The 22,018-nt window shown below is 37.2% G+C and carries 22 protein-coding genes; 20 read left to right on the top strand and 2 right to left on the bottom strand.

The window, feature by feature from the left end:
• Positions 1–121 precede the first annotated feature (121 nt).
• The 14 genes from MOK21_RS13570 (at position 122) to MOK21_RS13635 (ending at position 13,835) form a co-directional block, all read left to right on the top strand.
• Positions 122–1,183, top strand: coding sequence for a suppressor of fused domain protein (locus tag MOK21_RS13570; protein ID WP_249074529.1), 1,062 nt, complete (start codon positions 122–124; stop codon positions 1,181–1,183).
• Positions 1,184–1,304: 121 nt separating this feature from the next.
• On the top strand, positions 1,305–2,015 hold the full coding sequence (locus MOK21_RS13575; RefSeq protein ID WP_249074530.1) for a DUF4274 domain-containing protein: 711 nt from the start codon (positions 1,305–1,307) through the stop codon (positions 2,013–2,015).
• Positions 2,016–2,081: 66 nt separating this feature from the next.
• Positions 2,082–2,729 (top strand): hypothetical protein, encoded by a 648-nt coding sequence (locus MOK21_RS13580; protein ID WP_249074531.1) that lies wholly within the window; start codon positions 2,082–2,084, stop codon positions 2,727–2,729.
• A gap of 112 nt (positions 2,730–2,841) precedes the next feature.
• Positions 2,842–3,690, top strand: coding sequence for a metallophosphoesterase family protein (locus MOK21_RS13585; RefSeq protein WP_249074532.1), 849 nt, complete (start codon positions 2,842–2,844; stop codon positions 3,688–3,690).
• Positions 3,691–4,604: 914 nt separating this feature from the next.
• The gene (locus tag MOK21_RS13590) at positions 4,605–5,039 is read left to right on the top strand and encodes a GNAT family N-acetyltransferase (RefSeq protein WP_249074533.1); all 435 of its coding nucleotides are present in this window, start codon (positions 4,605–4,607) and stop codon (positions 5,037–5,039) included.
• 10 nt (positions 5,040–5,049) lie between these two features.
• Positions 5,050–5,529: a nucleoside 2-deoxyribosyltransferase gene (locus MOK21_RS13595; RefSeq protein ID WP_249074534.1), complete on the top strand. Its 480-nt coding sequence runs from the start codon at positions 5,050–5,052 to the stop codon at positions 5,527–5,529.
• A 12-nt stretch (positions 5,530–5,541) separates the two neighbouring features.
• Positions 5,542–5,859 (top strand): YbjQ family protein, encoded by a 318-nt coding sequence (locus MOK21_RS13600; RefSeq protein WP_249074535.1) that lies wholly within the window; start codon positions 5,542–5,544, stop codon positions 5,857–5,859.
• A gap of 468 nt (positions 5,860–6,327) precedes the next feature.
• On the top strand, positions 6,328–7,308 hold the full coding sequence (locus MOK21_RS13605; RefSeq protein ID WP_249074536.1) for a helix-turn-helix transcriptional regulator: 981 nt from the start codon (positions 6,328–6,330) through the stop codon (positions 7,306–7,308).
• Positions 7,309–7,494: 186 nt separating this feature from the next.
• On the top strand, positions 7,495–9,183 hold the full coding sequence (locus MOK21_RS13610) for an AAA family ATPase (protein ID WP_249074537.1): 1,689 nt from the start codon (positions 7,495–7,497) through the stop codon (positions 9,181–9,183).
• A gap of 294 nt (positions 9,184–9,477) precedes the next feature.
• On the top strand, positions 9,478–9,996 hold the full coding sequence (locus MOK21_RS13615) for a TetR/AcrR family transcriptional regulator (protein WP_249074538.1): 519 nt from the start codon (positions 9,478–9,480) through the stop codon (positions 9,994–9,996).
• Between the two features lie 162 nt (positions 9,997–10,158).
• Positions 10,159–10,581, top strand: a complete 423-nt coding sequence (locus tag MOK21_RS13620; RefSeq protein ID WP_249074539.1) for a DUF3995 domain-containing protein — start codon at positions 10,159–10,161, stop codon at positions 10,579–10,581.
• Between the two features lie 41 nt (positions 10,582–10,622).
• Positions 10,623–11,234, top strand: coding sequence for a histidine phosphatase family protein (locus MOK21_RS13625; RefSeq protein WP_249074540.1), 612 nt, complete (start codon positions 10,623–10,625; stop codon positions 11,232–11,234).
• Between the two features lie 91 nt (positions 11,235–11,325).
• The gene (locus tag MOK21_RS13630) at positions 11,326–12,165 is read left to right on the top strand and encodes a D-alanyl-D-alanine carboxypeptidase family protein (RefSeq protein ID WP_249074541.1); all 840 of its coding nucleotides are present in this window, start codon (positions 11,326–11,328) and stop codon (positions 12,163–12,165) included.
• 404 nt (positions 12,166–12,569) lie between these two features.
• Complete coding sequence (locus MOK21_RS13635) at positions 12,570–13,835, top strand: polysaccharide deacetylase family protein (RefSeq protein ID WP_249074542.1); 1,266 nt, start codon at positions 12,570–12,572, stop codon at positions 13,833–13,835.
• Positions 13,836–13,896: 61 nt separating this feature from the next.
• Here MOK21_RS13635 and gltS read toward each other — a convergent pair whose 3' ends face one another.
• Positions 13,897–15,081 carry a sodium/glutamate symporter gene (gene gltS / locus MOK21_RS13640; protein WP_249074543.1) on the bottom strand — a complete coding sequence of 395 codons (1,185 nt, stop codon included), beginning with the start codon at positions 15,079–15,081 and terminating at the stop codon, positions 13,897–13,899.
• On the bottom strand, positions 15,081–16,043 hold the full coding sequence (gene hutG / locus MOK21_RS13645) for a formimidoylglutamase (protein WP_249074544.1): 963 nt from the start codon (positions 16,041–16,043) through the stop codon (positions 15,081–15,083). Before hutG ends, gltS begins: the two co-directional genes overlap by 1 nt.
• Before the next feature lie 140 nt (positions 16,044–16,183).
• Here hutG and MOK21_RS13650 point away from each other — a divergent pair, with 140 nt between their 5' ends.
• The 6 genes from MOK21_RS13650 (at position 16,184) to MOK21_RS13675 (ending at position 21,339) form a co-directional block, all read left to right on the top strand.
• Positions 16,184–17,071 carry a LysR family transcriptional regulator gene (locus MOK21_RS13650; protein WP_249074545.1) on the top strand — a complete coding sequence of 296 codons (888 nt, stop codon included), beginning with the start codon at positions 16,184–16,186 and terminating at the stop codon, positions 17,069–17,071.
• A 108-nt stretch (positions 17,072–17,179) separates the two neighbouring features.
• Entirely contained in the window at positions 17,180–17,461 is a 282-nt protein-coding gene (locus MOK21_RS13655) for a hypothetical protein (protein WP_249074546.1), read from the top strand.
• Between the two features lie 294 nt (positions 17,462–17,755).
• Positions 17,756–18,991, top strand: coding sequence for an acyl-CoA dehydrogenase family protein (locus MOK21_RS13660; RefSeq protein WP_249074547.1), 1,236 nt, complete (start codon positions 17,756–17,758; stop codon positions 18,989–18,991).
• Positions 18,988–19,764 (top strand): SDR family oxidoreductase, encoded by a 777-nt coding sequence (locus tag MOK21_RS13665; protein WP_249074548.1) that lies wholly within the window; start codon positions 18,988–18,990, stop codon positions 19,762–19,764. The genes MOK21_RS13660 and MOK21_RS13665 overlap by 4 nt, the downstream gene beginning before the upstream one ends.
• A 12-nt stretch (positions 19,765–19,776) precedes the next feature.
• Positions 19,777–20,820: a phosphotransferase family protein gene (locus tag MOK21_RS13670; protein ID WP_249074549.1), complete on the top strand. Its 1,044-nt coding sequence runs from the start codon at positions 19,777–19,779 to the stop codon at positions 20,818–20,820.
• Positions 20,821–20,925: 105 nt separating this feature from the next.
• On the top strand, positions 20,926–21,339 hold the full coding sequence (locus MOK21_RS13675; RefSeq protein ID WP_249074550.1) for a YhfM domain-containing protein: 414 nt from the start codon (positions 20,926–20,928) through the stop codon (positions 21,337–21,339).
• Positions 21,340–22,018: the final 679 nt, after the last annotated feature.

Here is a 22,018-nt window from a genome sequence, read left to right on the forward strand (position 1 = left end):
GGCAGCTACAGAAGTCTCCCACCACTTTAGATGGAGAGGTGAAGGCAGGTTTGAGTTACTTATCGGCGGGTGTGCAAACTGCAAATAAAGAAGTTGAAAAAATACATAGGGGGCGTTATAGATGAGTGAGGAATTAAATACAACTGGCTGGGATGCGATTGATCAGGAACTGTTAAAAGTTTACGGAGATCAGGAGCCAAAGCATTATGGAACCGTTATTCCTTATTTATTAGGGGGCGAAGATCCGCTTGAAGGAATTAGTGCCTATAAAAGTGAGACACCAGTTCCACACTGGCATTTTGTCACTTATGGATTTTCTGAGTTATATGAAAAAGAATCAGAGGACGCTGACTACAGCGGATATGGGTTTGAGTTATCATTTCGTCTTGTTCGAAGTGAAGATGAGGAGGAGCCACCAGCATGGGCGTTAAACTTGCTACAAAACATGGGCAGATATGTGTTTAATAGTGGCAATGTTTTCAGATCAGGTGATTATTTGGATGCGAATGGTCCAATCTGCCAAGGAGCCGACACACGTTTAACGGCGCTGGCATTTACATTAGATCCTGAATTGCCTGCTATTGATACACCAAATGGACAATTGGAGTTTATTCAAATGGTAGGGATTACAGGCGACGAGCTTGAGGCGATGCAAACTTGGAATACTATTGGGGTGCTAAATGCAGGTCTTGAGTATATCCCTAGCTATGTTACTGATTTGTCTCGTACATCTCTTTTACAAACTCCATCCATTGCCGAAGTGGTAGAGAAAGGAATGGCGGAAGAAGGCTCTAATACTGGCTATTTGTTCGTGGACCAATTGACTTGGGAACAAGGGAAAAAGGGGTGGTTCAGCAAAGAGTCTAATAAGTTGACGCTGGGGGCAAAGCAAGCGGAAATAATCGGCAAACTATTACGCGGACGGATATTAAAAGGGAAAAGCCTGACGCTAGTTGGTCGAGAAATACGAATTGTATTTGAGCCAGCTGAACAATGTGGGTATAACGTGGAGGAAGCGGATGTAACCATCACTTTAAATGACAAGGCCGTTATGGAACTGAATCAAAGCTTGCTACCGCAAGAACAAGAGTTTGAAGTATCCTCTATACCGGGGCTTTCCATCCAAATTGCAAAAACGTATATTAAAGATCAGCAAGGAAACGTTGTGGAAACAATCGGATGATAAGATATCGTCTCCCACTAAAACGAACAGTATATCCAAATGATGTACTTTGGGTTCGTTTTTAAAGTGGGGGATTTTTTATTTAATGGAATAAGATAGGTTTAATTATAGGAGGATATGAATGGATTGGGCAGAAGTTAGTAAATTTAAGGATATAGAGGTGGTACGGGTGGCCGTGAACCAGCTTAACCCAAATGAACGCGATTCTAGAGGAAGAACGCCGATAATGCTTTTTGTAACGAATCGAATGCCAGTTGAAGGTATTAAGCTTCTCCTAGAGAGAAACGTAGATTTAGAGGCTGAGGATAAGTTAGGAGATACGGTCCTAAAAAAAGCGGTCAAGTTCAAGCAAGTGGAAATGATTAAGCTACTACTTGAATATGAAGTGGAGTTGAATTCCCCTAAAGGTATTTTAGCGACAGCTTGGAATGCAGCAAGAATGAACAATGCCATCGCTGATTTGTTGTTGAAGACTAAAGGGGCTATCCGACTTACTTTAAATGCAGAAGAACAACGTGAAGTAGACAATATTTTATATGAAGAATCTCAAGATAAGATGTGCAGCATGATTAGAGTGCTGTCGTCTTCGGTGATTTTGCACGCTATTGTAAATGGCTATAACTGGGATGATGGACCGGAGCCAATGTTTGCAGCTCTTGAAAATCAGGCATGTGCGGAGATTACTCTACTTGACATGTATGAGCTAATGGAAGGCGATTATTGGTTGGAGCAGGATGAGGAAGAATTGTCGGACTCCTCGTGGAAAATATGTTGGAGAAGATTAGCAGAAAAGCTAACGAAGAAAATCAATGGATTAAATTGTGAAATTTAGTACAGAAGCAAGAGAAGAGATTGTAAATGAGTAAAAGAATTTATTGAATGTAGGAGATTTATGCGTATGAGGGTAGATGCTGAACTTCACGGGCAGTTAAAACAATTGAAGACTATAAGTGAGATGGCTGAAGAGTGGGTAGATGTTGAAATATTTAATCCAGTACTTTTAGAGCGTGAGCAGTTAGGATATAGCATGGATCTTGAGGGTAACTCTCTTATTAATGATGATAAAGGTTCATGGCAAGCTGATTGGCTTGTTATTGGGCATAGAAAACTGACTGGCGATCCGATTATTATAGAGACAGCCGAGCCTGGGCAACCAGTAGCTGTTCTCATGCATGGCATGGGGGATTGGCATGCAGGACGTTATCTAGCTAGTTCAGTTTTACATTTTCAAATAGCGATACAGCAATTTATAGAACTTATTGCTCAGAAAAATGATAATCAATCGACTTGGAAAATAACTTGTATGGAGCTTGAACAAGTAATGGCAAGGATTGTGTCAGCAGATGAATACGCAGATAAAGATTTATGGGAGTCTTTATTAGACCCTGCTTTTCAAGCGGCTCAAGGCATGGAGGCTCATTTAATCAAACAAGTGTCGGAAATGAGTAAGTGTGGAATGATGATTAAAGAAATTGCTGGCAAGTTAAATCTACCATTGAAGGAAGCCTATGGTTATTTGAAAAAGGTCAAAAGCCTTCAAGGTTGAAATTGAATTGTGAGATGAAGGGGAACCGATTTTAGTCAATAGCAACATGGGGAGGTAAAGATAGCTACTCACATGAAAAAGCAGAAGTATTATTTTGAAGGGGGTGTCCTAAATGAAGAATCATACAAAAAGAGCATTGAAAATCGTTGATATTGCCAAAGAGCCTTTAGAGAAATTACCATACATAACTGCAGCATCAAAAGGAGCGGGTATTTCCTATGAGTGGCTTCCTATATATTGGGGAGAGGTGCTTGGATTACCGGAGGAGTTGGATGCGCTAATTGTTGCTTCTGATTTACAAGGAATCTCGGGTCATAAACACAAGCAGGCAGAAGAAATTCCGAAGTTATTGGGGGAGGAACTTGCGGAGGTGCTTTCCCTGTTGTTTCAAATCCATTTACCAGATGTGGACCCTGCCAAGGTAATGGTGTGTTTATGCGGAGATTTATACACTGATCTAACGAAAAGAGGGGCAAGCGGTAATCCTTTGCCTGTATGGAGAGCTTTTCAGAGTCATTTTGGATTTGTCACAGGCATCTCAGGAAATCACGACCTATTGACGAATAAGGAACAAACTGAATTGGATTCTACCTCAGGTATTTATTATTTCTCTGATGGCGGGGCGATAATGCACGCAAACCTTGCAGTAGCAGGACTCGGAGGAATCATCGGGAGGGTGGACAAACCGAATCGTATGAGAGAAGTCGATTATTTGGAAAAACTTAGAGGTATTTTAAGGCAAGCTCCCGACATTCTGCTACTTCATGAAAGTCCAGAAATTTGCCCTCAAGGTCTGCATGGAAATCCACTTATTTGGAATGAATTACAGAATGCAGCAGAACTTTTGGTCTGCTGTGGTCATGTTCATTGGGAGATACCATTAGTTGAAACTAGTGAAGGGCTACAAATTTTAAATGCAGATAGTCGTGCCTTTATCTTTACAGCTGCAACTCTAGATTAGAAATGATACGCTAAACGGACGATACTTGGCGGTTGTCAATGTCTTGATGGATGACAGGTTACGACCCGACTTATCCATTAACTTCAATAATGATCACTTGGAGGTAGGAAGTTGAAAATCATAGTGTCTACTTTGAAGGAGATAATTTGTCTATATTTCTTAATCCTGTCACTTCTTTACCTAATAATAAGAATCACAATGGTTGTCCTAACTAAAGCATTCGATTTTGTCACCCTTTCAAGAACATTGGAATCGAACTTGGGGATCTAGCATGGTCTACAGATATCATAATGGGCTTTATATGCTTTTTTGCTTCAACGTTATATTTTAAAAATAGGATACTTTCTTTTAGCATTTTTTTAGTGACAATGTTTTTCGATGTCAATATTGCTATTTATGATGTTGGGTTCGACAAGCCTAATGCCTATTTCAGACCCATCATTCAAAGGAAAATAGTACCATGACACAGTAATATTGGACGTTACAGTTTACAAGGAGTCATATCATTTACTTTATAAAGCAACCAATTCAACAAGTAAAAGTATTTCTAAAGACGATATCGAAACAATCACCCTTTTTAACAATGCAGATTATAAAATAAGTGCTGATGGAAAAACGTTGTCTTACAGTAAAGTAAAATCTCTTTAGAATAAGATTACTTCGATAAACTGCGTTGTTCTTTATTTTAGCTTGAGAAACTGCCCTGGTATCTCAAATTATTTAGCAATATTCTTTATTTATCCAAAAACTCCGAGCAGATCATTTCGCCTGTTCGATAGGATAAACATTTAGCACTGTAGGAAGATCGGTATAAAATCTCTTTACTTTTGATTAAAACTTTTACCAGAAACCAAACCATTATAGACCAATCTTTTCTGCTATAATGAATGATTGTAGAGATAGGGGTGATAAAAATGCATATCGTCGTAATTGAAGGCGTACCATATGATTGGTTGAAGCAATTACAGGAAATTCATGCACATGTATTTGATGGGGCGAATTTACCACTAGAAAAACTTGAAAGTAAAGAAGGACTCATTTGTTTATTAGCTGTAGAAAATGAAGATATCATAGGCTTTAAACTAGGCTATACACATCCTGATGGCGTTTTTTACAGTTGGTTAGGCGGTGTCTGTGAAAAGCAACGTGGTCAAGGAATCGCCAGTCAATTAATGAGGCGACAGCATGAACATCTACAGGCACTTGGATTTAAAAAAGTTCGTACATATGGTAGAAATGAGCGAAAAGCAATGCTCATCACAAATCTTAAACACGGATTTGATATTGTTTCCACTTTTGTGGATAAGAAAAATCGACATAAAATAGTGTTTGAAAAAACGTTGGAATAGGAGTTTTATGATGAAGGCATACTTAGCAAATGGATTATTTTCTTTAGGAGATCGTTTAGTCAATGAGCAGCTCGCTGCATCAATAAGAGAGGCGGTACCTGGAATCGAATTATATGTCCCACAGGAAAATGACGCGATCAATGACAAAACAGCCTATGCAGATAGTTTGGCGATTGCACAAGCAGACTTAGAGATGCTGCAAAATAGTGATGTCTTAGTAGCTGTTTTAGACGGTGTAGAGATTGATTCAGGTGTAGCAGCAGAAATTGGTGCTTTTGCAATGCTGAATCGACCAATCATAGGTGTCTTTACAGATGTTCGTCAACAAGGTCGGGACAATATGATGAAAATTGAAGCACTTGTGCGGGACGGAATTGAAAATCAGTTTGTTTATCGTAATTTATTTGTTATTGGCTTAATTAAGCGTACGGGCGTAATCACAACTTCCATCGCTGAAGCTGTCCAAGCCGTTCAAAAATATAAAAAATAGGAGGAATTTTATATGTTACTTTCAACAACAGATAATTTGGTTGGAAAAGAAATTGTAGAAACACTTGGCTTAGTAAAAGGTAACTCCGTACAATCAAGAAATATTGGTCGCGATATGATGGCGGGACTTCGTAATATTGTTGGTGGAGAGATGAAGGAGTATGCAGAAATGCTCGTTCGCTCCCGAGAAGTTGCCACGCAAGATATGGAGGAAGAGGCAAGACGATTAGGGGCAAATGCTATTGTTGGAGTAAGGTTTTCTACTTCCTCAGTCATGGATGGTACATCAGAGGTATTAGCATACGGAACAGCGGTAAGAGTAAGGGAATAATCCACTAAAGACTTCAAGCAACAAAATTTTTGAGAATGGTCAATGAAATTTTGTGAATGTGATTTAAATGAGAGTAATTTTCGTCTAGGCTACACATTTTTGCATAAATACTCATTTTACTGAAGTTTCGTATCTGTAGCGAAAGCGAAGCGCCAGCTACAAAGCGCTCAGTCGGAACGGAAATCAACCCCTCGCTTTGCCGAAAAGTAACTGACATTTGTAATTTCATTGACATAATAATAAAGGACTTCAATCACTAAGATTGAGGTCTTTTTTATCCGCTCATACGGAATTAATTGTAAAAATAAAGTGAATTATTACAAAAGTATAGTCTGTTCATAGTGTTTTGTTGATAATTAGTATATGCCAATTATATCAATAGTAAAGAAATTTTGTAGTTAAAAGGACTACTAATGTCCACCTTATTTTGTATAATAATCAAGTAAATATGAAGAGAGAGTGGGATATATGGTAGATTCACAACAAAACAAAGGCTATCGAGTCATTTCAATGTTTGACAGACTAATGGATGGTCAAGGGATTAATAAAAAGCAAGAAGCATTTACACATAATGTTGGTGAAAAAACCATACAACGGGATTTGAATGAAATTCGAGCGTATCTAGAAAAAGCAAAATTGGATTGCCATTTAGAATATGTACGGAAAGAAAAAGTGTACAGGCTGACGAATACAGGAGAAAGAATTTTAACGAAGGAGCAAGTTTTAGCGATTGTTAAAATTCTTATCGAGTCAAGGGCGCTGCTAAAATCAGAAATGAGCGATATTATAGATAAGCTTATTTCGATTGTTGCGGCCGATAAGCAGGAATTCATTCATAAAATTATTTTAAACGAAAAATATTTGTACGTAGATTTAAATCATAAAAAGTCTCTATTGCATTTAATTTGGGCTCTTTCAGAGGCGATTCAAAAAAAGAAAATTATTAAGATTGATTATTTATGTGAAGGTGAAATAATTCCTACAGAAAAGATTTTGAAACCTCTCGCCGTCATTTTCTCAGAATACTACTTTTATTTAATAGCATATGATAATAAGCAAGAAAAGGATTTACCCATTGTCTATCGAGTCGACCGTATACAACATTTTCAAGAGCTCGATAAAAAGTTTCAAATACCATATACCAAGCGTTTTCAAGAAGGGGAATTTCGTAAACGCATTCAGTTTATGCATGCTGGTGAACTGATGCGGATCAAATTTATCTTTAAAGGAACAGCCCCGCAAGCCGTGTTAGATCGCTTACCAACAGCAAAAATAGTATCAAAAAGGGATCGACAGTATTTATTTGAAGCAGAAGTTTTTGGACATGGTATTAAAATGTGGCTACTAAGCCAAGGAGCAAATATTGAAGTGCTAGAACCAATTGAGCTAAGAGAAGAGATCATTGACACGATTCAATCGATGCAGCAAAATTATCGCTATATAATATAAAGGCGAAAGCTATCTTAAAATAAAAAGTAAAAAATCCGCAAAGAATTCTATCGAAGCGGATTTTTTTATGTTTAAGAATCAATTTAATAAAACCCTTTAACTTTTAAATTCAAAAAATTCTTACATATGTATATTTCTGCGCGCTATAATTGGGCATATACTGAATTGATAAAGGATGACAATCATATGACACATAATCATGAAGAAAAAGAGATATTTTATCCAGATGGAACATTGATGTATCGCGGCGGTGTAAAGAAAAATGACTTTGGTCATGACATTTATGATGGAAAAGGTACATTATTTGACCAAGAAGGTGAGCTGTTATTCGAGGGAGAATTCGTCAATCATATGAAGCAAGGGAACGGCGTCATGTATCTAAAAGGACAAATGATTTATAAGGGCGAATTTATTCAAAATAAAAAACAAGGGAATGGTATTTTATATAAGGATGGTCACGTATATTATGAGGGGCACTTTCGTAATGATTTAATGGAAGGTTACGGAATCTTATATTATGAGGAAGGTGGAATTGCTCCATTTGAAGAGCTTCGTGCACAGTATCCGCATTTAAATCAGCCACAATATGAGGGTGATTTTGTTCATGGTATGAAGAAGGGCAAGGGAAAACAATACTATCCAAGTGGTTTTTTACAATATGAAGGTGATTTTATATGGAATCATATGCAAGGTGCAGGAAAGCTTTACTATGCGCCAGAGTCTCCAAGTGCTAAGGAGCTTGCAAATGGTGTAACAACGCTTCAGTATGAGGGTTATTTCTTTGAGGATATGAAGCATGGGAAAGGTAAGAATTATTCCAGACAAGGTGTGCTACTATCGGACGGTCAATTTAAAGAGGATGCTATGACAGGACAGGGTACGCTTTATTACGCAAATGGACAGGCTTCTTATATAGGGGAACTTGTAAATGGAGAAAAGCACGGTCGAGGAGATTATTATAATGAAGAAGGAAAAATTATTTATAGCGGTGAATTTATTAACGGTGAACGTTTACGAATTACACCAGAAATAGAGCGAGAGATTGAAAAATTACAGAAGCAGCTTGATGGACTTGTAGGACTTCCGAATGCCAAGAAGGAATTACATAATCTGATCAATTTCATTAAAATTCAAAGCTTACGTGTTGATCATGGCTTAACCAGCTTCCCAATCACCTATCATCTTGTATTCTCTGGAAATCCAGGTACAGGAAAAACAACAGTGGCGCGTATCATAGGCCAAATATATAAGCACCTAGGTGTACTCTCGAGTGGCCATTTTGTAGAAACTGATCGAGCAGGCTTAGTAGCAGGATATGTTGGCCAGACGGCTTTGAAAGTTCAAGAAGTTGTGAATAAAGCAAAGGGTGGCGTACTTTTTATAGACGAAGCCTATTCACTAATCAATGATAAACAGGATGCATTTGGGAAAGAAGCGATTGATAGCCTCTTAAAGGCGATGGAGGATTTACGCGATGATTTAGTTATTATCGTTGCTGGTTATACAGAGCTCATGGAGGAATTTTTGCTGGCCAATCCAGGTTTTAAATCCCGTTTTAATCATTTTGTACAGTTTGATAATTTTAGCAAGGATGAGCTATATGATATTTTTGCCATGCTTTGTAAAAATAATGATTATCAATATGGTGAAATCTTTGCACACCATATGAAGGAGCAATTGCATCAAATTCCAGTCGAATCCATTCCGAACTTTTCGAACGGTCGTTATATCCGAAACTTATTTGAAAAGCTCGTGACTATTCAATCCAACCGTCTAATTCAACAGCAAGACATTACAAGAGACGAATTAATGGAGTTTACAGAGAAAGATATTTTACTAGGCATAGCAGAAAGTCTATTTGATAACACATTTTAACTTTATAGCCGATTCCGGATGCAATGAGGCCAGGGATTTATAAAACCTGGCCTCAGCTGTGGACCTAAGAATAAATAGAATCAATAAAATGAAAAAAGGAGATTAAAGATGAAAAAACTTTTAGCTATTATATTAGTAGGGGCATGTATTTTACCAAGAGTAATGACTATAAATGTAACGATCAGCAATAACATTAAAGTTCCTAAAAAAGCAGATTGAAAAATTGACAAAAAATGAAAGTAGTAGTAATCTAACACAAAAACATACGATACCGTATCTTATTGGAGAGATGACATGCAATTAACGAGAGAAGATTGGATAAAGGCAGGATTGCAACAATTAGCAGATGAAGGAATACATAAAGTTCGGATCGAAGCACTTGCTAGATTACTAAAAATAAGTAAAGGGAGCTTTTATCACTATTTTCGTGACCATCAAGAGCTGTTAGATTCAATGCTCGACTATTGGGAAGTACATGCCACAAAGTTGATTGTTCAAAGTATGGAGCAACAGGAGGCCTCCTTAGAACAGCTATTACAAATTAGTTTTAATCGAGATAAAAAAATGGAGATTGGTATTTATACTTGGGCCAAATATGATCCTGTTGTTGCAGCGCGCTTAGTGGATATTGAAGAACAAAGAATTTCTTGTGTTGCGAAATTGTATCAAAAAAAAGGCATAAACAATGCTGAATCGATAGATAGAGCGAGACTTGCCTATTTAACGTATGTGGGATGGATGACAAGGTTTGAAGAAAATCCTAATTTTGATATTGATAAAATGGTTGAGCTTTTAACTTCTTTCTGCGGTTAACCAAATGTAAAGACGCCGGAGGATGTTACGGAATTATGCCTAGGCAAAATTAATTACATGATATAAACGTCCCTAATATGGTTATAAAACCTGAAGGGGCAAAATTTTTACTGTAACATACGATATCGTATGTTTTGCGGTTACAACATTGGAGGGAACTATATGAGATCAATTTTACCATTATTAGCTGTAGGGTTTTTGTGGTTTATCGGTTTTTTGCATATGTATTGGGCTTTTGGAGGTCGATGGGGTTCTACCGCTGTTCTTCCAGTAAGAGAGGGAGAACATACACCTGCTTTTACTCCGAGAAAATGGGGAACATTATTTGTAGCCACTCTTATTCTATTTGCTAGTTTTATTATCATTGTTCAAGGTGATTATTTGCAGAGCTTTCAAGCAAATAGTCTATCTAAAATCGGAAGTATTGTCTGTGCTATAATTTTTACTATTCGAGCGATTGGTGATTTTAATTATGTTGGATTTTTTAAAAAAATAAAACATTCACAGTTTGCTAAATATGATACTTGGATCTACAGTCCATTATGTTTGTTTTTTGGATTTGTCTATATATTACTAGTGTTTTAAAATGAGTGACAGTAAGGGAGAAATAATAGGGGGAAACACTAATGAATCAAACGATTTACTTACTACGTCATGGTGAAACGGAATTTAATACACAAGGACGATACCAAGGAGAGCTTGATTCTCCATTAACAGAAGTGGGTGTACATCAAGTACAACAAAATGCTCTATTGCTAAAAAGTTTAATTGGAAATCCTAATGAATGGAAAATTTTTTCGAGTCCATTAGGAAGAGCCATGCAAAGCACTGAGATAATTTGTGAAACAATTGGATATGATTTGAAGAATGTTGAAAAAGATAATCGTTTAACCGAGGTTGCTGTAGGACAGTGGGCTGGGTTAACCACGAAGGAAATTGAAAGTTCCTGGCCTAATCTTTTCCATAACACAGACGTCTATAACTGGTATTTTAATGCGCCTAATGGAGAAGCTTATGACTCAGTGGTGAACAGATTAAGTGCTTGGCTAAAAGACATTCAACAGATTCCGAAAGTTATTGCGATTTCACATGGTCTAACAGGTCGTATTTTACGGGGAGTATATGCAGATTTAAAAAAGGAAGATGCACTGAAGTTAGAAGTATCTCAGGATGTATTTTTTAAATTAGCGAATAAAACCATATCGAGAATTTGTTCGGATTTCGATGATTTTTATTAATAAAAAATCAGCCTTAAGATTTTCTTCATAAATTACCTACAGGAATATTCATAAATGCCTCCTATTATAATGTGTGGGGGGCGTTTTTTTTATGAAAAAATTTGTCTTATTTTGTTTTATATGTGCAGCCACATTTTTTTATTATTACACAAATCACACAACAACGGACCAAACGCAAATAGAGCTACCTTCGTTGCATAGTAAAAATGCACTGTTGCTGAATGAAAAAGGAGATGTATTATACGAAAAAAATGCAGACGACATTATTTTTCCTGCGTCATTAACTAAAATTATGACAGCAATTGTTGCCATTGAAATGACTACTGATCTGCAAAAGCAAACAATTGTTAAACCACAAACAATTTCAAAATTTACTGCTCAAAATGCTTCCATGGCGGGCTTTAAGGCAGGAGATTTTGTGACGATAGAGGATTTATTATATGGCACACTGCTTGCTTCTGGAGCGGATGCTACAGGAACACTGACGGAAGCGATGGCAGGTAGCGAAGAAGCATTTGTGACATTAATGAATAATAAAGCGCATGAATTAGGGTTGAACGATACTCATTTTGTCAATGCCAGCGGATTACATGATCCCGCTCATGTCTCTAGTGTCCGCGATATTAGTAAGCTCTTTCGTTATGCTATTGAAAATCCTACCTTTTATCAAATTTTGACTTCAAAAAGCTATAGTACCCATGTACCTAATGAATTAACAATCACAAGCTCACTTTTAACGAAAATACCAGGAGGGGAAGGGACAATATTGGGAGGAAAAACGGGCTACACACCTGAAGCGGGCCTATGCTTAGCCTCGATTATTGAAAAAGATGATAGAAAATATATTTTCGTGACGACTAATGCGAATGGGCAGGCGTGGACACCACCATTTCATATTGAAGATGCCCTTACAGCGTACGATGCGCTCTAGGAGGGAAAAAAATGAAAAATTTCTAACTTTTTAATTGTTTCATTCGTCTTCATATTAGGGTGCGCTCCACAAGCACCCTAAAAAGGCGTCGCGGAGCCTTTGACAAAAGCTAACAGGTATTCATGCTTGGGAATACAATCGATTAAATCATTAAGGTAGGAGGTGTTACACCCAATAAATAAATGATAATAAATGATTTTCATCATCTATTGCTTACGCTACCACAGGGAAATTTTGATGAAGAAAGTTGAAAGATTTTTTAGAAAAGAAATTTTTATTCACAAAAACTAGTTGATTCCTACTATTTCCTGGAAGAATCTATTGTTCTATAATTAGAGTCGAATCCTATACTTTTATGGAAAAAACATACGAAAAAGACATCTATGAAAAGGCGGTGTAGAACAATGAAGAAATTTTTACCCTATGCTATTATTTTGACATTTTTAATCAGTTTTGTGTTTGTAGATAATGCTTCTGCAAATGCTAAGAGTACACCCGTAATTCAATCAGTAGCCAAAGACACAGCAGTTTATATAGAACCTTCCGTAGAAAGTGCCGTAATCGGTCAAATAGCGAAGGGTAGTTATGTAACCGCTACATCTGTAAATGGAGAATGGACTCGAATTAAAGTAAAACAGCTAGAGGGATATGTTGAAACGGCTGCATTAGTAAGCGTTAAATCTGAAAAATATGTAGTGAAACAAAAAGGTGGAACAACTTTATTTACATATCCAAGTCCAAGTGCACAAAAAGCGGGGCAGCTTTATGAAAACAGTATGATCTTTGTATATGGTTCTGCACCTGGAGGTTGGTCATTTGTCCAATACGGTTATCAAACAGGTTATGTTGCAACGAATTCTTTAAAGAAACCTGTTGCAACAAAGAAACGAGTTAATGCTGCTAAAGGGGCTGAGCTTCATTTAACAGCTAGTCCAAGTGGCGAGGTTCTTGGTACACTTGCCAATAAAACAGTAGTTCAGCAATATACAACGGTAGCAGGCTGGGCTTATGTAGAAGCAGGCGAACAAAAGGGCTATGTTAAAGTGTCGGAGCTGGCAAATATTCAAATAGCCGGTAATAAAGTATACAATAAAGGCGTGCCGGTAGCGAAAGGGCAAAAGAAGCGTGTGGCTTTAACATTTGATGATGGGCCCAATGCAAAAGTTACGCCACAAATTTTAGCGACTTTAAAGAAATATGATGCAAAGGCTACATTTTTTATGGTTGGGCCAAATGCCTCTAAAAATTCAGCAGTCGTAAAACAAGTTTATGAGGCTGGCCATGAAATAGGCAATCATACATGGAACCATCCTAAATTAACAGCTTTATCGACAACAACTGTTAAACAAGAGGTTGATCGAACTAACAATGCTATTTATGCAGCAATCGGTCAATATCCAACGGTTTTCCGTCCACCATATGGTGCAACGAATGATAAAGTTCGTTCCGTCATGACGATGCCTTCTATTCTATGGTCAATCGATACATTAGATTGGAAGCATCGCAATGCTGATAAAATATTAACGTATGTGAAAGAATCAGTGAAAGATGGCAGCATTATTTTAATGCACGATATTCATCAAACGACAGCAAATGGTTTGGAAAACGTAATTCTATACTTGAAAAAGCAAGGCTACGAATTTGTAACCGTTAGTGAAATATTACAATAAGCTATAACTGATAAAATGAGCCGTGTAAATGTCCATATTAAGACATTGCACGGCTCATTGATTATTTAAATAGATTAATAGTCGTAATGATAATTGGAATACCGAATACATCGATTAAAAATGCTCCTACAATTGGTACGACAAGAAATGCTTTTTGAGATGGACCGAAACGTTGGACAACCGCTGACATATTGGCCATCGCATTTGGCGTTGCCCCTAAACCATGTCCAGCAAAACCAGCAACCATAACGGCAGCATCGTAATTTTTTCCAAGTAACTTAAACAATACAAAGATACTGAATACGACAATGAAGAATACTTGCGCGAAAACAATGATGAATAGCGGAAGTGCTAAATCAGCAATTTCCCATAGTTTAACACTCATTAGTGCCATTGAAAGGAAAATCCCTAAAGTGACATCGCCGATTAAAGAAATGCTTTTCATATTAATCGCTTCAGGTTTTACTTTATCCATAATATTGCGCACTAGTACAGCTACAAACATTGCACCTACATAACCAGGTAGTACGAAGCCAGTAGCTTCAGAGAATAATGTTCCAACGTAAGTACCTAAAGCCATACAAAATGTAATGAATAATACTTGTGTAAAGAATGATTCGGAAGTAATTTGTTCATTTCTATTTTCAAAATCAACTTCCTCCGTTTCTTGTACATCTGGCGTTAAATTATATTTACCCACTAAATATTTAACAATAGGACCACCGATTAAGCCACCAGCAACTAAACCACATGTAGCCGCAGCTGCACCGATTGTCATAGCTGATGAAATACCTAAGTCTTCTAACGTTTGTCCAAATGCTGCAGCGGCACCATGGCCACCTTCCATAGATACTGCACCAGCCATCATACCGATTAAAGGATGAATGCCCATTAGTGATGCAAGTGATACACCGATTACATTTTGCATTAATGCTAGGAAACCACAAGCCAACCAATAAATAATTAATAATTTTCCACCAAGCTTTACAAGTTTAAAGCTTGCCCCTAAACCTATTGTTGTGAAGAAAGTAATCATAAATAAGCTTTGTAATGACGTATCAAGTGAAAATTCTACTACGTCAGTGGTCTTTAGAATAGTTGCCAATGCGGCGAATAGTAAGCCACCGACAACGGGTGCTGGAATACAAAAACGCTTTAAAAAACTGATTTTATTGATAAGCCAGCTACCCAATGCGAATAGCGCAACTGCTAGAAATACTGTTGTAATTTGATTAAATTCAATCATTAACCTTGCCCCCTAAGTAAGTTATTAAGTGCCTCATAAACAAAATAAGCACCTAATTTAACTGTGCGTCCGTTCTCATCCAGTGAAGGATTGACCTCACAAATATCAAAAGAATGTGTATTTGGGTGCGAAGTTACTTTTTGAATGATTGTGCGTACTGTTTTTGGATCGAGTCCAAATGGTGATGGGGCACTAACTCCCGGTGCAAATGCAGCGTTTAGCACATCCGTACAAAGCGTTAAGAGAATATAATCATGATCATCCATATATTGCTGAAGATCTTGCATGATGTGCGCATTATTTTCTGGCGTCATATTTTCTTCTAACACATAATTCACATGCAATTCGTCGGCTTTGTCAAATAGCTCTTTTGTATTGCCAAAACGTTGTATGCCTAGTACAAAGTAATCGGTATGTGGATCCTGTTCTAAAATCTGACGGAACATTGTGCCAGACGACGGTTGCTCATCATATGGTCGTAAATCGAAATGTGCGTCGATATTGACGATCCCAAGCTTCGCATCTTTAGGTAACGCAGCACGAACACCTAAATAATGTCCGTATAGTGTTTCATGTCCACCGCCAAGTATGACACATTGTATTTTTTTATTTAGCAATGTTTTGACAATTCCGCCTAGTTCACGCTGTGCTTCTTCTAGAGCATGGTTTAGACAAAGAACGTTACCGACATCAATAATTTGTTGTTCCTCTTCAAATGTCCAAGGTAAGCTAGACAATGCTTCACGCAGTGCGTTAGGTGCACTTGCTGCTCCTAAACGTCCTTGATTACGACGTACACCTTCATCACAAATAAAGCCAACAATTCCGGCATGCTGATTATCTGAAACGCTTACATCATTTATAGGAATTCTTTTTACTTTTTGATGTAGACGAAAACTACTCGCATTAGTAGTTGAATCTATACGGCCTCTCCATTGTTTTTGATCTGTCATTGTATACATATCTTTATCAACTCCATTTACAATATTATTGTAGTGAAAATATTGTTTATGAGTTGATTATATATTCGCATAATTATAATTTCTAATATATAATTATTATCAATCTATAGCTTAAAACTATAAATGGGGGAGATGTTGTTGTGGATTTTAAACAATTACAATATTTTATAGCAGTTGTGGGGCAAATGAATTTCTCGAAGGCGGCTGAAAAAATGCATATTTCTCAGCCTTCTCTAAGTAATGCTATAAAAAAATTAGAGCAAGAAGTTGGATCTCCTTTACTTGAAAGGAATACGAGAAATCTGCAATTAACAGAAGCCGGCGAGCTATTATATGAACGGGCAAAAATAATATTGAAAAACATGGAAGTTTTAAAAATAGAAATGGATGAGGTCATTGTACGAGGTACAAGCGAAATAACGATAGGGATTATGGAATCCATTAAACATTGGCTCCCAAAAGTCATAACAGAGTATAAAAAGGAATATCCGCAAATGATGATCCATTTAGTAGATATTTTAGGAAGTAAACGTGTCGAAAAATCGCTCAAAAGCTATAAAACACATTTAATTATTACGAATCAGATAATGGATGATGAAGAACTAGAAGTTAACTGCTTATATGAAGAGCGACTTGTCGCCGTTTTACCCTTAAATCACCCGTTAGCGAATAAGGAGAAACTAACAATTGCCGATTTAAGTGATGAGCCATTTATTATTAGTACAGAGGGTTTTCAAACGAGACATGACATTTTAGATGCGTTTGAAAAGGCTGACAAGAACATTAATATCCAATTTGAAATTGAACGTTTTGAAACGGCAGTATCACTCGTTCGTGAAAATTTAGGCATTACCATTTTACCAGAAAATTATTTAAAAGGTCCTACAGCAAAAACGATTGTTCAAAAAGAAATAGATTGTCCCAATTTACGAAGAAATGTTTATGTAGTGTATTTAAAAAATCGTCATTTACCTTTAGCGATTCGTCAATTACTGACTGATATAATAAATATAGGGAAAACGCTTTGAAATGTTAAAGATTGATTTAATTGAAAAGAGAGGCTGGGCCAAAAAAATGTTAGACCGAGATGCAAACGGCCTAACATTTTTTTGATTTAGGGAGGAATATTTAACTCAGTGAAGGGAAAAAGTTATTACCCATTTTCGCTATTTTTCAAAATTACCGAGTTCTTTCCAGTCTCTTTATTTATCCTACTTTTCGTTTTATTAAACAGTTTAAAAAAGAAGTGGCTCATCGAACGCCCCCTAGGAAGCTCTGCTCTGCGCGAAAGCGAAGCGTCAGCGGCAATGTTTTATCTGTACGAAAGCGAAGCGTCAGCTACAAATGTTTTATCTGTGCGAAAGCGAAGCGGCAGCAACAAAGCGCACGATTGGAACGGAAATCAACCCCTATTATGATGAGCTAAAAAAGTAAAAACAGGCAACTAAGTCATAAAATTTTTAATCAAAAGAACTATTCGGATTTTAAGTTACATATTATGGCAATATATCTTTTTGATTTAGATTTTATTATCGAAATGATATTTTCTATCTACCCGAATCACTGCCTTAAGTATGAATTTTCTCTATAATTCAAATTTTTGTTTAATAGACATTGATTTACAAGAAATATAGCGGTAACATTTAATGTAAGAATAAAAATGAATATTCATTCATTTGTCATTTTGATGTTCAAACAAAGGGGGCTTTTTAATGAACTTTTCTTATAGCGAAAAAGTAGTAGAACTGCAAGAGAAGCTGACAAATTTTATGGAACAATATATTTATCCAAATGAGGGAGTATTTGCTGCACAGGTAGAGGCAATGGAGGATCGTTGGGGAGCGATTCCGCCAATTATGGAGGAATTAAAACAAATGGCAAAAGAAGCGGGTTTATGGAATTTATTTTTGCCGGATAGTGAATATGGTGCAGGATTGACGAATTTAGAATATGCACCTTTATGTGAAATAATGGGACGATCTTTACTAGCTCCTGAAGTATTTAATTGCAATGCGCCAGATACGGGAAATATGGAGGTACTTGTGCGCTACGGCTCAGAACAGCAGAAAAAACAATGGCTAGAGCCGTTATTACGAGGAGAAATACGTTCCTGTTTTGCAATGACTGAGCCTGCAGTTGCGTCTAGTGATGCAACAAATATCGAGGCAAGTATTGAACGAGATGGCGATTATTATATTTTAAATGGACATAAGTGGTGGACGACAGGAGCAGGCGATCCTCGTTGTAAAATCGCTATTTTTATGGGGAAACATAAAGATTCTACAGCACCTATCCATGAGCAACAGTCGATGATTTTAGTGCCGATGGATACACCTGGAGTAAAAATTGAGCGTATGCTTACTGCATTTGGCTATGATCACGCACCAGAGGGTCACGGTGAGGTGACGTTTACAAATGTTCGAGTACCTGTTGAAAATATATTATGGGGAGAAGGAAAAGGCTTTGCGATTGCGCAAGGTCGTTTAGGCCCAGGTCGTATCCACCATTGTATGCGTCTTATTGGAGCCGCTGAACGTGCATTAGAGGAAATGTGTGTACGTGTACAAGGGAGACATGCTTTCCATCGACCACTTGCAGACCAAGGTGTCATGCGGGAGCGTATTGCGGAATCACGAATTGATATTGAACAGGCTAGACTCTTAACGCTAAAAGCAGCGTATATGATGGACACAGTCGGGAATAAAGAGGCGAAGGCAGAAATTGCCATGATTAAAGTAGTGGCGCCAAATATGGCATTAAGAGTGATTGACCGGGCAATTCAAGCATTTGGTGCTGCTGGGGTTGGCCCAGATACGACGCTTGCTGCACAATGGGCGAATTCTCGAACATTAAGATTAGCAGATGGACCGGATGAAGTGCATCGTAACACGGTGGCTAAGCTAGAGCTGAAAAAGCATGCTAAAAAACAAGAGGAGCTGGTAAAATGACAGTACTAGACTTATTTAGTTTAAAGGGAAAAACGGCCATCGTAACAGGGGGAGGACGTGGTCTAGGAGCTCAAATTGCGCAAGGCTTTGCTGAAGCAGGTGCCAACATTGTACTATGCTCAAGAAAGGTCGAGGCATGCGAAGAAGTAGCCGCAGAATTAGCTGAATTGGGTGTACAAACATTAGCTCTTGCCTGTGATGTGACAAAGCCAGAGGATATAGCAAATGTAGTGTCAAAAACGCTTGAATCATTCGGCCAAATTGATATTTTAGTCAATAACAGTGGGGCTTCTTGGGGTACTCCTGCTGTTGAAATGCCGTATGAGGCTTGGCAAAAAGTCTTCGATGTTAACGTCAATGGTACATTTTTAATGACGCAAGCTGTTGGTAAAATAATGCTAGAACAAAAGAGCGGAAAAATTATCAATATCGCTTCGGTTGCAGGGCTTGGGGGTACAATACCTGAATTTATGGATACCATTGGCTATAACGCAAGTAAAGGTGCGGTCATCACGCTAACAAAAGATTTAGCTGTAAAATGGGGACCGTATGGTGTCAATGTGAATGCAATTGCTCCAGGATTTTTCCCGACAAAAATGTCAAAAGTCTTAATTGAGCGCGGACAAGATTATTTGATGGGCGTGACGCCGTTAAAACGTTTAGGAACTGAAAATGACCTAAAAGGTGTTGCTTTATTTTTAGCTGCGGCTGCCTCAGATTATATTACGGGGGATGTCATAGTGGTAGATGGCGGTATGAGTTCAATCATTTAGGGGAGGGGTACAATGGATACGATACAAGTAAGGGCAAGTGAACGTATTGATGAAATGAAATTACATTCATTTTTAAAGACTCAGTTTCCGGAATTACCAGAGGGGAAACTAGAAATTTCGCAGTTTAGTGCCGGACATTCAAATTTGACATATTGTTTAAAAGTAGGTGAATTTGAAGTTGTTCTGCGTCGACCTCCTCATGGGCCAGTTGCCAAAAAAGCGCATGACATGAAACGTGAGTATACAATTTTATCAGCATTACATCCATTCTTACCTGCTGTCCCAAAACCTTATGTGTACGTTGAAGATCGAGATATTATCGGTAGTGATTTCTTTCTAATGGAGCGCAAAAAAGGTATCGTACTTGACACTCATTTTCCACCAGGTACTGAAAATACAGAGGAATTAGGACGTCAAATTTCGGAAAAGATGGTGGATTCGCTTGTAGCTCTTCATGCCATACCATATAAGGAAACGCAATTAAAGGATATGGTGAAGCCAGAAGGATTTATGGAGAGGCAAGTACATGGGTGGATTGAGCGCTATGACAAAGCAAAAACGGCAGAGTATGGTGAAGTGGCAGCGTTGACAAAGTGGTTAAAGGATCATGTCCCTTCTAATCAAGAAGCTACCATTATTCATTATGACTACAAGCTTAATAACGCTATGTTTTCAAATGATTACTCTGAAATGATTGGACTTTTTGATTTAGAGATGACAACTGTAGGGGATCCATTAGCAGATTTAGGTGTAGCTATGAGTTATTGGATGCATGCAGATGACCCTAAAATGCTGCTCTACGCATTTGGAGAACCGCCAATAACGACTTTACCAGGGTTTTACACACGTCAGGAATTTATTAACCGCTATGCTGAGAAAAGCGGACGTGATGTTTCAGCCATAGCTTATTATATTACATTTGCCTACTTTAAATTAGCGGTAATATGCCAGCAAATCTATTATCGATATGTAAACGGTCAAACAAAAGACGATCGTTTTGCACAAATGGATAAAATGGTAGCTGCATTAATTCATCAAGCTTCTAAAGCTCTATAAACAATGGTATAAATGACGGTTGCTTGTAAAGCAGCCGTCATTTCATGTAGTAATAGAGCAGGGGCAAAAATTTATACCTGTATTAGAAGTAAAGGGGGAAGCAAGTTGAAAAAAATAATACTATTTTTTCCTCTGTTAGCTGTTATGTTAGTAACTTCGGGTTGTTTGAATGAAATGGTTGGGCAAAAAATAACTGTTCAGAAACGAATTGGTGAAGAAAATATTTTTGAAGACTTCAAAGAAGTACATCAAAAAAAACAGGTGGAAAAAGCGAAAGATATAGTTGAAAATGCTAAATGGGAAAATAAAAAAGTAGAAATGGCACGTTATGCTGACTACCAATTTCAATTTCAATTTAAGAACAGTAGCGAAAACAAAATAGCCTCTTATTTACTTTGGGTTACCCCAAATGGTGAAAATTTAGAAATTGTTACAGATAGTGATAGATACGTAAAATTAACAAAGCAAGATTCAGCAAATCTATATGAAATTTTAACTGGAGAAGAATTAATAAAGTAATTCCCTGTTTTGTAACTATTCAATAGTCGGTTAGTTGATAAAAAAATTCTTACCCAAAAACAAGAATAAATATATATTGGTTGAAAATAGGAGGTATTGAATTTTGGAGGAGTAAATTAAGGAGCAAGCCTAAGATAACATAATGCTTTGATAAGCCATCGAAGGATTAAGCGAGGTGTATATAAAATATTTCCTACTCATCCCTCCTGCCATTTAACAACTCTTTCATTTCAGTTGATTGCACCAGACAAACCACTCATCTCTTACCTGCCAGTTGTATTCAAAGAATATAATATCACCCCATATTAAGGTTTAAATTACTGATGAGAAAGAAGAGGCGGTAAATCCTGTTGATAGTTTTTCCTCATATAGAACCAAATACAGACAATGAAGGACTTTAAATAAGAGCATGTTTTGATCAATCTTTTTTCAAAACATGCTCTTTAAATTTGTTCTCATATAAAGAAAATTATTAATATAACCAAACTTATTTTAAAGCTAGAACTCCAAATGAGCACTTTCCTTGAGGCGGTCAAAGATCTTTCGCTTCTCTACTAAAGTTTCATCTTTGCTGATCCCTAAGGAGTAACTCAGCCTGTATTCCAATCAAGCGCTGACAATTTATTTTTCATCTCTGTAAAAAAACAACAGATTATCCGACAATAAATATTATATTTTA

The sequence above is a fragment of the Lysinibacillus sp. BPa_S21 genome (assembly GCF_023337795.1).
Classification (GTDB): Bacteria; Bacillota; Bacilli; order Bacillales_A; family Planococcaceae; genus Lysinibacillus.